This window comes from Glycomyces sp. MUSA5-2 (assembly GCF_037034145.1).
Lineage (GTDB): Bacteria > Actinomycetota > Actinomycetes > Mycobacteriales > Micromonosporaceae > Glycomyces > Glycomyces artemisiae.
In genome coordinates, this window is sequence record NZ_JBAGKG010000001.1 from 158,255 (window position 1) to 172,171 (window position 13,917).

Annotated in this window: 13 protein-coding genes; 10 read left to right on the plus strand and 3 right to left on the minus strand. The window is 70.8% G+C overall.

Annotated elements, in window-relative coordinates; all coding sequences use genetic code 11:
* Window positions 1–46: 46 nt before the first annotated feature.
* On the minus strand, window positions 47–4,912 hold the full coding sequence (locus tag WA640_RS00785; RefSeq protein ID WP_335985635.1) for an NAD-glutamate dehydrogenase: 4,866 nt from the start codon (window positions 4,910–4,912) through the stop codon (window positions 47–49).
* A gap of 177 nt (window positions 4,913–5,089) precedes the next feature.
* Between WA640_RS00785 and WA640_RS00790 the strand changes: the two genes are divergently transcribed.
* Genes WA640_RS00790 through WA640_RS00815 form a run of 6 tightly spaced genes read left to right on the plus strand, consistent with a single transcriptional unit; the run spans window position 5,090 to window position 9,720 of the window.
* Window positions 5,090–5,695: a DUF4178 domain-containing protein gene (locus WA640_RS00790; protein WP_106362294.1), complete on the plus strand. Its 606-nt coding sequence runs from the start codon at window positions 5,090–5,092 to the stop codon at window positions 5,693–5,695.
* A 58-nt stretch (window positions 5,696–5,753) separates the two neighbouring features.
* Window positions 5,754–6,248: a DUF2617 family protein gene (locus WA640_RS00795; protein ID WP_181245612.1), complete on the plus strand. Its 495-nt coding sequence runs from the start codon at window positions 5,754–5,756 to the stop codon at window positions 6,246–6,248.
* A gap of 33 nt (window positions 6,249–6,281) precedes the next feature.
* Window positions 6,282–6,740 (plus strand): DUF4247 domain-containing protein, encoded by a 459-nt coding sequence (locus tag WA640_RS00800; protein WP_335985637.1) that lies wholly within the window; start codon window positions 6,282–6,284, stop codon window positions 6,738–6,740.
* A gap of 40 nt (window positions 6,741–6,780) precedes the next feature.
* Window positions 6,781–7,218, plus strand: coding sequence for a DUF350 domain-containing protein (locus tag WA640_RS00805; protein WP_335985638.1), 438 nt, complete (start codon window positions 6,781–6,783; stop codon window positions 7,216–7,218).
* A 27-nt stretch (window positions 7,219–7,245) separates the two neighbouring features.
* Window positions 7,246–8,832, plus strand: coding sequence for a polyamine aminopropyltransferase (locus WA640_RS00810; protein ID WP_335985639.1), 1,587 nt, complete (start codon window positions 7,246–7,248; stop codon window positions 8,830–8,832).
* 30 nt (window positions 8,833–8,862) lie between these two features.
* Entirely contained in the window at window positions 8,863–9,720 is an 858-nt protein-coding gene (locus WA640_RS00815; RefSeq protein ID WP_335985640.1) for a helix-turn-helix domain-containing protein, read from the plus strand.
* Here the strand turns inward: WA640_RS00815 and WA640_RS00820 are convergent.
* Window positions 9,717–10,619, minus strand: coding sequence for an oxidoreductase (locus WA640_RS00820; RefSeq protein ID WP_335985641.1), 903 nt, complete (start codon window positions 10,617–10,619; stop codon window positions 9,717–9,719). The two genes, WA640_RS00815 and WA640_RS00820, sit on opposite strands and share 4 nt — an antisense overlap.
* 103 nt (window positions 10,620–10,722) lie before the next feature.
* Here WA640_RS00820 and WA640_RS00825 point away from each other — a divergent pair, with 103 nt between their 5' ends.
* The 3 genes from WA640_RS00825 to WA640_RS00835 all read left to right on the plus strand — a co-directional run bounded on the left by WA640_RS00825 (window position 10,723) and on the right by WA640_RS00835 (window position 12,241).
* Window positions 10,723–11,202, plus strand: a complete 480-nt coding sequence (locus WA640_RS00825) for a hypothetical protein (protein WP_335985642.1) — start codon at window positions 10,723–10,725, stop codon at window positions 11,200–11,202.
* 58 nt (window positions 11,203–11,260) lie between these two features.
* Window positions 11,261–11,695, plus strand: coding sequence for a hypothetical protein (locus WA640_RS00830; RefSeq protein ID WP_335985643.1), 435 nt, complete (start codon window positions 11,261–11,263; stop codon window positions 11,693–11,695).
* 123 nt (window positions 11,696–11,818) lie between these two features.
* Window positions 11,819–12,241, plus strand: a complete 423-nt coding sequence (locus WA640_RS00835; RefSeq protein WP_335985644.1) for a hypothetical protein — start codon at window positions 11,819–11,821, stop codon at window positions 12,239–12,241.
* 6 nt (window positions 12,242–12,247) lie between these two features.
* Here WA640_RS00835 and WA640_RS00840 read toward each other — a convergent pair whose 3' ends face one another.
* Window positions 12,248–13,246 (minus strand): alpha/beta fold hydrolase, encoded by a 999-nt coding sequence (locus WA640_RS00840; RefSeq protein ID WP_335985646.1) that lies wholly within the window; start codon window positions 13,244–13,246, stop codon window positions 12,248–12,250.
* A gap of 53 nt (window positions 13,247–13,299) precedes the next feature.
* Between WA640_RS00840 and WA640_RS00845 the strand changes: the two genes are divergently transcribed.
* On the plus strand, window positions 13,300–13,896 hold the full coding sequence (locus WA640_RS00845) for a TetR/AcrR family transcriptional regulator (RefSeq protein ID WP_335985647.1): 597 nt from the start codon (window positions 13,300–13,302) through the stop codon (window positions 13,894–13,896).
* Window positions 13,897–13,917: the final 21 nt, after the last annotated feature.

Below are 13,917 nucleotides of genomic sequence, written 5' to 3' on the forward strand. Positions count from 1 at the left end.
CACATTATCCACGGGGTCCCCACACGCCACCGGCGCGTGTGAGCGGTCAATCGCCGTCGGTCTCCACGAGGCCGCGGATCTGCCTGAGCGACACCGACAGGACCGCGAGCTTCTCGTCGGAGCGCTCGGCCTCCTCGGTGGCCTCGTGCACGGACGCGATCGCGGCGGCGTTGCGCTCGGCCCACGAGTCCACGGCCTCGGCCGGGTCGGTCCCGGGCTTCGCCTGGAGGACGCTCGCGGTCAGGCCCGCCATGGCGCCGTACAGGTCGTAGCGCAGCGCCGACCGGGCGAGGGTCTGCCACCGGTTCGTGCGCGGCAGCGCCGAGATCTGGTTGAGGATCTCGTCGAGGTGCACGCGCGCGGCGATCCCGTAGTAGACCTTCGCGGTCGTCTCCAGGTCCGTCTCCAACAGGCGCGCGCACTCGACGACGTCGACGAGCCCGAACCCGAAGATCGGCGCCGAGGCGTCGCGCGCGATCTCGGCGGGCATCCCCTGGTCTTCGAGCTGGTCCACGAACTCCTCGAACCCGACGGCCTCGGAGTCGGTGAGCAGCACCGGGAGCAGCGGCTGGAGCACGGCGAGCCCGGGGCGGAGCCGCTCGGTCTCGGCGGTCACGTCGAGGTGCCCGCGCCGGTGCTGCACGAGCCAGCGCACGCCGCGGTCGAGGAGCCGCCGGATGACGAGCATGGCCGCGACCTGGGCCTCCTGCGGGACCTGGTTGTCGAGCGCTTCGATGCGGCGCCACAGGTCGGGCAGGCCGAACGCGTCGCGGATGATGACGTACGCGCGGAGGACGTCGACGACGTCGGCGCCGGTCTCGTCGGCGATGCGGAAGAAGAACGTGGTGCCGCCGCGGTTGACGGCCTCGCCGACGACCGCGGTGGTGACGATCTCGCGGTGCAGCGGGTGCTCGGCCATGAGGTCGGCGTACCGCTCGCGCAGCGGCGCGGGGAAGTACTCGCGCAGGACCGGCGCGGTCCAGTCCTCGGTCGGCAGGTCGGAGTCGAGGACGGCGCGCTTGGCCCAGATCTTCACGTACGACAGCAGGACCGAGAGCTCGGGCTCGGTGAGCCCGGACCCGGCGGCGGCGCGCTCCTTGAGCTGCTTGTCGCTGGGGAGGCCCTCGATCTCGCGGTCGAGGCCGACGGTCTTCTCCAGGTGCTTCATGAGTCTGGAGTGGACGGGCAGGAGCCGCCGGTTGAGGCGGATCGCGTTGGCGAGGGCCATGTTCTGGCCGTAGTTGTCGGCGAGCACGGCGTCGGCGACCGCGTCGGACATGTCCATGAACAGCCGGTCGCGGCTCGCCGGGTCGATCCGGCCCGTCAAGGTCGCGGACCGGAGCAGGATCTTGATGTTGACCTCGTGGTCGGAGGTGTCGACGCCCGCGGAGTTGTCGATGAAGTCGGTGTTCATGCGCCCGCCGGTGCCCTCGGGGCCGCCGGACTGGGAGTACTCGATGCGCCCGAGCTGCGTGAACCCGAGGTTCCCGCCTTCGCCGACGACGCGGCAGCGCAGGTCCTCGCCGTTGACGCGCACCGGGTCGTTCGACTTGTCCCCCGCGTCCGCGTCGGACTGGAGGGAGGACTTCACGTAGGTGCCGATGCCGCCGTTCCACAGCAGGTCGACGGGCGCGGTGAGGATCGCGCGGATGAGCTCGGGCGGGGTCATGTCCTTGACGTCGGCGTCGATGCCGAGCGCGGCCCGCACCTCGTCGGAGACGGGGATGGACTTCGCGGCCCGCTCCCACACGCCGCCGCCCGCCGAGATGAGCGACTTGTCGTAGTCGGCCCACGTGGAGCGGGGCAGGTCGAACAGGCGGCGCCGCTCCGCGTACGAGGCGGCGGCGACCGGGTTGGGGTCGATGAAGATGTGCATGTGGTTGAACGCGGCGACGAGCCGGATGTGCTCGGAGAGCAGCATCCCGTTGCCGAACACGTCCCCGGCCATGTCGCCGATGCCGACGACGGTGAAGTCCTGCGTCTGCGTGTCGAGGCCCTCGGCGCGGAAGTGGCGTTTGACCGATTCCCAAGCGCCCCTTGCGGTGATGCCCATCTTCTTGTGGTCGTAGCCGACGGACCCGCCGGAGGCGAACGCGTCGCCGAGCCAGAACCCGTACTCGGCGGCCACGGAGTTCGCGATGTCGGAGAACGTCGCGGTGCCCTTGTCGGCGGCGACGACCAGGTACGGGTCGTCGGGGTCGTGGCGGACGACGTTCGGCGGCGGCACGACCGTGTTGTCGGCGTCGCGGTTGTCGGTGATGTCGAGCAGCGCCGAGATGAACTCGCGGTACCGGGCGACGCCTTCGGCCTGGAACGCGGCCCGGTCGGGGAACGACTCCTTCTTGAGGACGAACCCGCCCTTGGCGCCCACGGGCGTGATGACGGTGTTCTTGACCTCCTGGGCCTTCACGAGCCCGAGGATCTCGGTGCGGAAGTCCTCGCGCCGGTCCGACCAGCGCAGGCCGCCGCGCGCCACTTTGCCGTACCGCATGTGGACGCCCTCGAAGTTCGGGGAGTACACGAACACCTCGACCATCGGCCGCGGCTTGGGCAGGAAGTCGATCGCGCGCGCGTCGAACTTGAACGCCACGTACTCCTTCGGGCGTCCCGCGTGGCCGCGCTGGAAGTACGAGGTGCGCAGCGTCGAGCGGATGAGCGTCAGGAACGCGCGCAGGATCCGGTCGGCGTCGAGCGAGGGGACCCCGGCGAGGCCCTCGGCGAGCGCCTCGTCGATGCGGGCGACGGCGGCGTCGCGGTCGGCGCCCACGCGCGGGTCGAAGCGGGCCTCGAAGAGCCGCACCAGGTTCGCGGCGATCTCCGGGTGCGCGCCGAGCGTCGCGGCGATGAACTCCTGCGAGAACACGAACCCGCACTGGCGCAGGTACTTCGCGAGCGCGCGCAGCACCACGACCTGCCGCCAGGTGAGCCCGGCGTGGATGACGAGCTCGTTGAGCCGGTCGGACTCGGCTTCTCCGGCCCAGGCGGCGCGGAACGCGTTCTCGAAGCGGATGCGCAGCTGCGGCACCGATTCGGCGGCGTTGCCGGGCAGCTCCAGGCCGAAGTCGTGGAGGTGGATGGTGCCGTCGGCGCGCTTGATGTGGTACGGCCGCTCTTCGGCGACGCGCACGCCGAGGTCGCGGAGCACCGGGAGGGCCTCGGACAGGCCGACGGGCTGGTCGAAGGCGTACAGCTTGAAGTGGACGTCGGCGTCGTCGCCGCCGCGGCGGAACAGCTGGAGCTCCATGTCGCCGGCCTCGCGGAGCAGTTCGAGCTTCGCGATGTCCTTGGCGGCGTCGATGGGCGAGTGCTCGGCCTTGTACGCGGGCGGGTACGCGTTCGCGTACTGCTTGTAGAGGGTGCGGGCCTGGCCCTCGCCGACGTGGTGGTCGAGCTGGAGGGCGAGGTCGGCGTCCCAGGAGCGGGTGGCGTCGGCGAGCTCGGCCTGGATCGACTCGACGTCGACCGGGGGGTGCTCGGCGAACGGGTCGATGCGGACGACGAAGTGGAGGCGCGCGAGCACCGACTCGGTGACGCGGGCGTCGTAGTCGACGGCCTTGCCGTGGAGGCGGCGGCGCAGGATCGCCTCGATCTTCTGCCGGTTCTCGGTGTTGTACCGGTCGCGCGGCAGGTAGACGAGGCAGGAGTAGAAGCGGCCGTAGACGTCGCGGCGCGCGAACAGGCGCAGGCGGCGGCGCCCGGCCAGGCGCAGCACGCCCATCGACGTCGAGTACAGGTCGTCGGTGCGGGCCTGGAACAGCTCGTCGCGCGGGTAGGTCTCCAGGGCGGTGACGAGGTCCTTCCCGGAGTGGGAGGAGAGGGTCACGCCCGAGCGCTCCAGCACGTCCTGGACCTTCCGCTTGACGACGGGCAGGTCGGTCACCGACGAGAGGTACGCGGCGGAGGTGAACAGGCCGAGGAAGCGCAGCTCGCCGTCGGGCACGCCGTCGGCGTCGAAGGTCTTCACGCCGATGTAGTCCATGAAGGACGTGCGGTGGACGGTGGAGCGGGCGTTCGACTTGGTGATGACCAGGAGCCGCTTCGTGCCGATCTGGGCGCGCGCGTCGGCGTTGAACGACGACAGCGGCCGCGGCGAGGCGGGGGCCTTGCGCAGCAGGCCCAGGCCGGTCTCGGCGAGCGGGGCGAGGGCCTGGTCGTCGCCTGCGCCGGCGAGCTTGTACTGCCGGAACCCCAGGAACGTGAACTTGTCGTCCGCGAGCCACCGCAGCAGCTCCACGGTGTCGTCGATGTCCTTGGGCGGCACGGGGAGCGGGTTCGAGCCCGCAGCGCCGGAGGCGGCGCCTTCGAGATCGGCGGCGATGTCGAGTGCCTTGGCGCGCATGGCCTGCCAGTCGGCGACGCACGCGGCGACGTCGGAGAGGACCACTTCGATCTCGGCTTCGAGCCGCTCGATGTCCTCGGCGTCGGAGAGCCGCTGGACCTCGATGTGCATCCACGACTCGGCGTGCCCGCCCGCGGCGGGGGCCTCCTGGAGGTTCCCGTCGGTGTCGCGGCGGACCGGGACGATCGGGTGCACGAACACGGCGATGTCGATGCCGTGCCGGTTGAACAGGCCCGTCAGCGAGTCCACCAGGAACGGGGAGTCGTCGCAGACGAGGTCGACGCGCGTCGAGGAGGCCGCGTCGGGGCCCTCGGCGTCGTCGGGGCAGTCGATCTCCAGGCACACCTGCCCGGGCGCGCGGACCTCGGCCATGCGGCGGTGGTGCGCGGTGGTCTCCAGCAGCTGCTGGGCGGAGCGGCCGACGAGGTCGTCGTCGGAGACGAGGCTCCAGTACAGCTCGACCAGCCGGGCGAGCGATTCGTCGGATCCGGCCAGTCGGGCCGCCTCGGTCAGCAGTTCCTCCCGGTCGGGGAGGGTTTCGCGGAACTCTTCGTCTCCGATGAACGCCAACACGTCTCGACACTCCAGTCCGAATCACGTCAGACCCACATCGTTGTGAGCCGCTTCCAGGCTAGATCGTAGGTTCCCCACATGGCGCACGGGTGACACCGGTGTTGCCGACGCGACGGTAGAGTGATCGAAGGAACCATCCCGCCACCGAAGCACCCCCCGAAACGCGAAGGCAGCACCATGATCTGGGTCGTCCTCATCATCATCGCCCTGGCCGCCCTCGGATGGTGGCTCTGGCGCAGGAACACCCGCAAGGACGAACCCGTCGCCGCCCGCGGGCCGGTCGACCCGTTCGCCGACGCCGACACCGACGTCCTCCGCGGCGACCCCCGCCGCCTCAAGGCCGCCGACCTCGTCGAGCTGTACGGCAAGACCCTCGCCGTCCGCGGCTCGCTGCGCCTCTCCGAGGGCGACTACCGCTGGTCGGAGCACTTCCTCGACACCGGGACCGGCGTGAAGCGCTGGCTGTCGGTGGAGGCCGACCCCGACCTGGAGGTCGTCCTGTGGGAGGAGATCACCGACACCGACCTCAAGCCGGGGCCGCGTGAACTCAGTCACGAGGGCGTCTCGTACCGGTCCGACGAGAAGGGCACCGCGCGGTACACCTCCGAGGCCACCACCGGGCTCGCGCCGACCGGGTCGGTCAAGTACCACGACTACGCCGGGCCCGACGGGCAGAAGCTCTCGTTCGAGTCGTTCGGCGACGGCGCCAAGTGGGAGCTCGCCAAGGGCCTCACCCTGGACCGCAACCAGATCACGATCTACCACCAGAGCGACGAGGCGTAACGCCCGTCCGCTCGCCGATCCCCATCCACCGGAGCACCCACTGATAGCGCACATCGAGGTGCCGTTCGCCGACGTCTCGGCCGCCTCGCTCACCTTCCGCCCCGACGCCCCGCCCATGCCGGTCCTCGACCGCATGGACCGGGACGCCGGGCCCCTGAGGCTGTCGCTGCGCCTCCTCGGCGCCAGCCACCAGGCGGTCGTCGCCACCCCCGACGGCCTCCTCGCCGAGACCCTCGCCTACCGGACCAACCTGGGCCCCGACCTGCCCGAGACGTTCAGCCAGCGCGTCGGCGCCTGGCGGCACCGCTACGAGTGCACCGTCGAGACCCTCACCGTCCCGCAGCTGCGCGCCCGCGTGCGGGCCCTGCGCGACCGGGCCGTGCAGCGCACCGCCGAACCGGACCTGCTCGTGGGCCTGTTCGGCGGCGACCCCGACGCGCTCACCGCGCTGGAGGTCGTGGGGACCGAGCCGCTGACGTGGCGCACGGTCCACACGTACCCGCAGTACGGCGAGGTCGTGACCACCGTCAGCAGCGTCGCCGCCGTAAGCTGACCCCGAACCCCGAGAGACCGCTGAGGACCGCCGATGACCGAACAGCAGCCGCACACCCCCGCCTCCCGCGGCCTGAACTGGAAGCACTGGACCGCGATCGTCGTCGTGCTGGCGCTGTGCTGCGGCGGGGTGTTCCTGATGAACTCCAACTTCAACAACCCCACCGCCACGATCCGCGACCACTACGACCGGGCCTCGAACCTCGACGAAGGCGGCGGCAAGGCGTACACGTCGAGCCTGTCGCCCGCCACGGTCGCCGACCAGATCGACGACGACGCCGAGGCGCGCGAGGAGCGCTCGTCGGGCGGCGTCTACTACCTCCAGTACTCCAAGCACATCGTGGCCGTCTCCCCGTACCGCGGCGGCTCGAAGATCCTGCTGCACGACTACCGGTCCGGGTACAACCACTACTCGTCGGTGTTCATCCTGTGGGGCTGGTCGTCCTCGCCCCCGTCGCCGTTCCGCGGCGGCGGCCCCGGTTCCGGCAAGTAACGCACATGTACCGAAGCACTCCTGAAAGGCACGGCCTCCAATGATCGAAGAGCTCAGCCGCGACGTCCTCGGCCCCCTTGTCGGCGCCGTCGCCTACAGCGTCGTGGGCATCGCGCTCATGGTGCTCGGCTACCTCGTCACCGACTGGCTCACCTCCGGGAAGCTCGGCGAGCAGATCTGGACCGAGCGCAACAAGAACGCCGCGATCCTGCTGGCCTCCAACGTCATCGGCGTGGGCCTGATCGTCGTCGGCGCGATCTGGGCTTCCGAGGGCGGCGTGCTCCGCGGCGTGGTCTCCACGTTCGTGTACGGCGTGATCGGCTTGGGCGCCATGGCGATCGCGTTCCTGATCCTCGACTGGCTCACGCCCGGGAAGCTCGGCGAGACGCTCACCGAGGACGAGCTGCACCCGGCGGTGTTCGTGAACGCGGCGATGCACCTCGCGCTCGGCGGGGTCATCGCGATGGCACTGTCGTGATGGCGGCGTCTTGATGGCGGGTTGTTAATGGCGCTGTCCGGCACCCCTCGGACGGCCGACAAGACGCTGAGCGCGCGCCGGGTCCGCCTGGCGCGCTTCGGGCTGCTCGCGACCGCGTTCGCGGTCTCGGCGTGCGGCCTCGTGTACGAGCTGGCGCTCATCACCTTGGGCGCCTACCTGGTCGGGAACACCGCGAAGCAGGCGTCGATCGTCCTGGCGATCATGGTGTTCGCGATGGGCCTGGGAGCTCTGGCGGCGAAGCCGCTGCGGCGGTGGCCGGCGCTGGCGTTCGCGGCGGTGGAGCTGGTGCTGGCTCTGCTGGGCGGGTTCAGCGTGATGCTGCTGTACGCGGCGTTCGCGTGGACCGACCTGTACTCGCTGCCGCTGGTGGCGGTCGCGGCGGCGATCGGGCTGCTGATCGGCGCGGAGATCCCGCTGCTCATGGAACTGCTGCAACGCATCCGCGAGCAGGCCGCGGGCGCCGCCGTGGCGGACCTGAACGCGGCGGACTACCTGGGCGGGCTCATCGGCGGGCTCGCGTTCCCGTTCGTGCTGCTGCCGTTCTTCGGGCAGATCCAGGGCGCGCTCATCGTGGGCGCGGTGAACGCCGTCGCGGGCGTGCTGCTGATCTTCGTCCTGTTCCGCGGCGACCTGTCGAAGCTGGCGAAGCAGCTCCTCGGCCTGGTCGCGGGGCTGACGGCCCTGCTCCTGGTGGCCGCGTTCGCGTACACCGACAAGTTCGAGACCGATGCGCGCCAGGCGCTCTACGCGGCGCCGATCGTGTACTCGGAGGACTCGCAGTACCAGCAGATCGTCATGACCGAGTCGGCGTCGCCGTTCGGCGAGCAGGACCTGCGGCTGTACCTCAACGGTGACCTGCAATTCTCCTCAGTGGACGAATACCGGTACCACGAGGCCCTCGTCCACCCGGCCATGAACGGCCCGCACGCGAACGTCCTCGTCCTCGGCGGCGGCGACGGCCTCGCCGTGCGCGAGATCCTGAAGTACGACGACGTCGAGACCGTCACGCTCGTGGACCTCGACGGCGCGGTCACCGACCTGGCGCAGGACTTCGGCGACCTGGTGGCGCTCAATGAAGACTCGCTGGACGACCCGAAGGTCACGGTGATCAACGAGGACGCGTTCACCTGGCTGCGCCAGCAGACGGGGGTCTGGGACACGATCGTCGTGGACATGCCCGACCCGGACGCCACCGAGACCGCGAAGCTCTACTCGACCGAGTTCTACGGCCTCGCGGGCGACCACCTCGCCGACGACGGCCGCATGGTCGTCCAGGGCGGCTCCCCGTACTTCGCCCCCAAGACCTACTGGACCATCGCCTCCACCCTCGAATCCGCCGGGTACGAGCCGACCCCCTACTGGGTCTCGGTCCCCTCCTTCGGCGACTGGGGCTTCCACCTCGTCCAGGCCGACGGCGCCGCCCCCGAACTGGGCCTGGACACCTCCGTCGGACCGTTCCAGTCCCTCACCCCCGAACTGCTCGACGCCGCCCAGGTGTTCCAGCCCGACCGCGACCGCATGGACATGCCCCCGTCGACCCTCATGCACCCGGTCATCCTCGACCTCGTCGAATCCGAATGGCAGAACTACTGACCGCCGATGCGCGCGGCCTAGAATCGATGCATGTCGTCCTCTGAGATCCAGACGCTCGGGAGCCTGCTCCGCACCTGGCGGGAGCGCATGGACCCGAAGGACGCCGGGATGGCCGCGGGCGGCAGGCGCCGCGCCAAGGGCCTGCGCCGCGAAGAGCTCGCCGCGCTCGCGGGGGTGAGCGCCGACTACATCGTCAGGCTCGAACAGGGCCGCTTCCGGACCCCGTCCGCGCAGGTCGTCACCGCCCTCGCGCGGGCCCTGCGGCTCTCAGACAGCGAGACCGAGCTGCTGTTCCGCGCCGCCAACCACCTGCCTCCCGGGCCGGGCACCGTGTCCGTCGAGGTCCCCGACGCCGCGCGGCGCATCGTCTCGCGCATCACCGGCCAGCCGCTCGCGGTCTTCACCGCGGACTGGACGCTGCTGTACGCGAACCGCCTGCTCTGCGCCCTGTTCGACCTGCCGTCCCCTGCCGAGGCCGTCGGGTCGAACCTGGTCGAGCGGACCTTCATCGAAGGCGCGTCGTCCCTGATCGCGACCCCGCACGGCGGCGGCGAGGTGTTCGAGCGCGCGCTCGTCGCGGACCTGCGGCTCTCGGCGAGCGACCTCGGCGACGACCCGGCGTTCCAGACGCTCGTGGCCTCCGTGCGGGCCCGCAGCCCGCGGTTCGCCGCGCTGTGGGACGAGGGCAGCGCCGCGCCCCACAGCGCGATGGTGAAGACGGTCCACCACCCGGTCGTCGGCGACCTCACGATCGACTGCGACACCCTCATGGTCACCGGCTCGAACGTCAGGATCATCGTCTGCTCCGCGCCGCCGGGAGGCCCCGACGCCGAGAAGCTCGATGCCCTGCGCGCCCTCGTCGCCGAGACGGCGGTCCCGGCCTCCTAGGGCTGGACCTTGTCGAGCCGCGCCAGGTCCTCGGCGTCGAGCTCGATCGCGCCGACCGCGAGGTTCTCTTCGAGGTGCGCGATCGACGCCGTCCCCGGGATGAGCAGCATCCGCTCGTACCGGGCGAGCAGCCACGCGAGCGCGATCTGCGAGGGCGCCACGCCGTGCTTGGCGGCGACGGCGCCGATGTGCTCGTCCGCGGCGATGCGCGCGGGCCCGCCCCCGGCGAGGAACGCCGAGCCGAGCGGGAAGAACGGCACGAACGCCACGCCCCGCTCCCGCGCCAAGTCCACAATGGCGTCGTCGGTGCGGTCGAGGATGCTGTAGGCGTTCTGCACGCACACGACCCCCGCGAGGTCGATCGCCTCGCGCACGGTCTCCAAGCGGGCGTTGGAGATCCCGATCATGTCGATCTTGCCCTCCTCGCGCAGCTCGACCAGCGCCCCGAGCTGGTCGGCGAGCGCGGGCTCCGCGGCGTCGGGGAAGTCGCGCTCGAACCGGCGCAGGTTCACCAGGTCGAGGCGCTCCACGCGCAGCGACCGCAGGTTCTCCTCCACCTGCGCTTTCAGCGAGACCGGCTCCCCGGCCGGGAGCCAGCCGCCCTGCGCGTCGCGGGCCCCGCCGACCTTCGTGGCGAGGACCAGGCCCTCCGGGTACGGGTGCAGCGCTTCGCGGATGAGGTCGTTGACGACGTCGGGCCCGTAGATCTGCGCGGTGTCGATGTGGTCGACCCCGGACGCGACGGCGTGCCGCAGCACGGCCCTCGCGTTCTCGGGATCAGCAGGCGGCCCGAACACGCCGGGCCCGGCGAGCTGCATCGCGCCGTAGCCGATGCGGTTGACGGTGGCGTGCCCGAGATTGGCGGTGCCGTGGTCGGCGGTGGTGTTGTCACTGGTCATGCCTCGACGCTACGGCCGCACCGCGGTCCCTTCCAGAGAAGGCTTTTCGTGGGAAGGAAGTTCCCACCCCAGGGGTGTTGACGGCGGCTGGCAGACTCGGCGCATGGCCCACTACCCCTATCCGCCTGCGGAGACCGCCCGCCTCGACCCGTTCGACACAACGCAGGCCGCGGTGCAGTACATCGTCTTCGGCGGCGACCGGTCCACGTACGCGTTCACCGAGCGGGTGGAGCCCGGCGGATACGGCCTCGCCGAGTGGATTCCTCTGGGGTACAAGGTGCTCCAGTACGCGCAGAAGACGGCCGTCTACAAGCGCGGCAGCCTCGTCAGGGAGTGGCCGCAGGTCGAGCCGGGGCCACGGCGCGAGCAGCCGGAGCGGGTGCCGGGGGTGAAGCGCAAGACGCGGCCGCTCGCGTCGCCGTGGCAGATCGACGCGTGCGGCTACCTGACCGCCGTACCCTCGGGCGAGCGGCAGTTGCTCGGCTACGACCGCGACGAGGCCATGGAGGCAGGGGCGCTCGCCTCGCTCACCGCGGGCACCGCCGCCGTGTGGTTCGTGTTCGCTGTGGAGAACTGGCACTGAGGCGGGCCCGCGCTCGCTATTCTGAAAACGCCCCCGCCCCCTTCCCCCAGGAGACGCGATGCCGTCCGCCGAAGGTTCCAGGTTCATCCGAGTCCGCTACTCCCGCAAGGCGTCCGTGCTGACGACCGTCCTCGGGTTCGTCCTCCTCGCGTGCGCGGCGGTCACGCTGTTCACGCCGTTCATCCCCGTGCTCGTACCGATCGGCCTGACGGGCCTGGCGCTCATCGGCGGCGGCCTGCGCTCGTTCTTCCGCCCCCGGTACCTGTTCCAGCCCGACACGGGCGTGCTCACGGTCTTCGCCGCGATCGGCCCCGGCAGCAAGGGAACCCCAGGCGCCGAAGGCGAACGCGTCTACTTCGACGGCCGCCGCGTCTTCCGCGAACTCCCCGACGGCGAACGCCACCGCGTCAGCCCCACCGGCACCGACCGCAACGACTTCGCCCGCCTCGTCCAGGCCCTCCCACCCGAGCACGGCCCCGCCATCGAACGCTGAGGGTCCCTGGCTTCCAAATGAGGGACAGCAAGCTCGGCGATACCTCCCCGATCTTCGACCTTCAGGCCGCAGACTTCAGTGGTCTGCTCCGCGCGGCGGGACGCGACTTAATACAATCCCGCGATGCAGCCTGATATGCCACACGACCACCAAGTCAAGGTCCGGTACAAGCCGGTCGCACCTTCGGTGGTCGTGTTCGGCGGGCTGCTGGTGATGGGCGGCGGCGTCACGCTCGTGTTCGGCCTGGGGAATCCGGGGGCCATCGGGTTCCTGTTCGCCGGGGCCCTGTTCATCACTCTCGGCGTGCTCCAGTTCGTCAAGCCCTACTGCGTGTTCGATCCGGCGACCGGTGAGCTGCGGATGATCGACGTCTTCGGGTTCAAGCATCGCGTGTACGGCGCGCCCGCTGGGGAGCGCCTCTATGCCCACGGCCGCGACATCATCCGGGTCCTCCCCGACGGCGCCCATTTGCCCGTGCGGACCGGGCCCGGCCGCAAGGCCGACTTCGCCCGCGTGCTGGCACTGCTCCCGCCGTACCGGATCTGAGCCCGCTCAAGTCCCAAGCAGCTCCGCAATGTCCGCGGCGATCTCGTCCGGATGCTCGCCGTTGACCGCGTGCGTCGCGTCCTCGTAGAAGACCACGGACCCGTCCGGCAGAGCGCGCTCGGCGGTCTCACGCGCCGTCGCCGGGTCGTGCATGACCGAGCGGCCCGCGATGATCGCGAGGACCGGCATCTCCAAGGCGTTGAGCTGATCCTCCGTGATCTGCGTGGGCGCGGGCAGGCGCAGCTGGTAGTGCTGCATGCCGGCCTCGATCATGTCGGCGACCGGCACGTCCTCGACCTCAGCGCCGCCCGCGGTGTAGGAGTTGAAGCCGTCGCGCCAGGACTTGGGGAACCACGGCACCGAGGCCGGGATGGAGCGGATCATCGTGCCGACCGGCATGCCGTCGAAGACGAAGACCGCGTCGACCAGGGTCACCGAGGCGACGCGTTCCGGTTGGCGCACAGCGAGGTTCGCGGCGGTCCAGCCGCCGATCGAGACGCCTACGAGGTTGAAGTGGTCCTCCGGGAGGCCGCCGAGGGCCTGGTCCAGCCACTCGGCCTGGTCCGCGTCGTCCTCGATGGGCCGGTCCTGGACGCTCATGCCGGGTTCGCCGAGGAGGTCGACGGTGTAGACGTCGCCGATCGCCAGCAGCGAGGGCAGGTTCCCGGCCCACACCGGCGAGGCCGAGGCCCGGCCGGGCAGCAGCACGAGCGGCTCGGCGGCGTCGCCGGTCCCGGCGAACCGGTAGAAGCGCACGACGCCGAAGTCGGTGCGCACGTCCAAGGTCTCATCCGGTTCGGGCATGTCGGCGAAGGCCGCGTCATAAGCCTCCACGAACGCGTCGTACCCCTCGGCACTGCGCCAGTGCCCCACCGGAGACGGGGTCCGCAGCGCGAACGCCCCCGCGAGCACGACCACCACAGCCACCCCTCCGGCGATGAGCCAGCGGCGGCGCCTGCGTTTGGGCTTGACCTGGGGTCCCGACTCGGGCGTCTCGTCGTCCATGACTCTCCTAACCGATTGGTAAGTAATTTGACCATACGGTAGAATCCAGTGTCATGACAACCCGCCCGAAACGCCCGGAGGACCGCGAGCTGACGCTCACCGAGCGCGCCCGCCGCAGCCAGCTCATGGAAGTCACGGTGGAACTGGTCGCCGACCGCGGGTACGCCGGGGCGTCGCTCGCGGCCATCGCCGAACGCGCCGGGATCACGAAAGCCGCTGTGCTGTACCACTTCCCGTCGAAAGCGGCAGTGGTCCAGGCCGCCTACGAGCACGTGCTCGGCGCACTGGTTGAGAACGTCGGCACCGCAGTCGAGGCGGCCGGTCCCGACCAGGCCCCCGCCGCCTACGTCCGCTCGATGATCGGCCACCTGCGCGAGCACCCCCGCCACACGCGCATGATCATCGAGGCCATGACCCACGGCGACACTCCCCACGACACCGCCGCCCGCTGGCGCCCCCTCGCCGACCTCCTCCGCGCCGCCGAGCCCGCCCTCGGCCCCCGCACCGACGCCGACCTCCGCACCCTCGCGATCATCACCGGCGGCGCCATCGACGCCGTCGTCGCCGAACGCCTCGCCGACCCCGACTACGACACCGAAGCCGCCGCCGACCAGATCGTCGCCCTCATCTGCGGCCCCCGCCCCGCCTGAACCCGTTCCGCACAGCGGCGG

Bases quoted from the DNA above. Each gene is read 5' to 3' on its own strand.
- WA640_RS00790 (WP_106362294.1), top strand. From the start codon at position 5,090: ATGATCTGGGTCGTCCTCATCATCATCGCCCTGGCCGCCCTCGGATGG.
- WA640_RS00800 (WP_335985637.1), top strand. From the start codon at position 6,282: ATGACCGAACAGCAGCCGCACACCCCCGCCTCCCGCGGCCTGAACTGG.
- WA640_RS00805 (WP_335985638.1), top strand. From the start codon at position 6,781: ATGATCGAAGAGCTCAGCCGCGACGTCCTCGGCCCCCTTGTCGGCGCC.
- WA640_RS00810 (WP_335985639.1), top strand. From the start codon at position 7,246: ATGGCGCTGTCCGGCACCCCTCGGACGGCCGACAAGACGCTGAGCGCG.
- WA640_RS00815 (WP_335985640.1), top strand. From the start codon at position 8,863: ATGTCGTCCTCTGAGATCCAGACGCTCGGGAGCCTGCTCCGCACCTGG.
- WA640_RS00820 (WP_335985641.1), bottom strand. From the start codon at position 10,619: ATGACCAGTGACAACACCACCGCCGACCACGGCACCGCCAATCTCGGG.
- WA640_RS00825 (WP_335985642.1), top strand. From the start codon at position 10,723: ATGGCCCACTACCCCTATCCGCCTGCGGAGACCGCCCGCCTCGACCCG.
- WA640_RS00830 (WP_335985643.1), top strand. From the start codon at position 11,261: ATGCCGTCCGCCGAAGGTTCCAGGTTCATCCGAGTCCGCTACTCCCGC.
- WA640_RS00835 (WP_335985644.1), top strand. From the start codon at position 11,819: ATGCAGCCTGATATGCCACACGACCACCAAGTCAAGGTCCGGTACAAG.
- WA640_RS00840 (WP_335985646.1), bottom strand. From the start codon at position 13,246: ATGGACGACGAGACGCCCGAGTCGGGACCCCAGGTCAAGCCCAAACGC.
- WA640_RS00845 (WP_335985647.1), top strand. From the start codon at position 13,300: ATGACAACCCGCCCGAAACGCCCGGAGGACCGCGAGCTGACGCTCACC.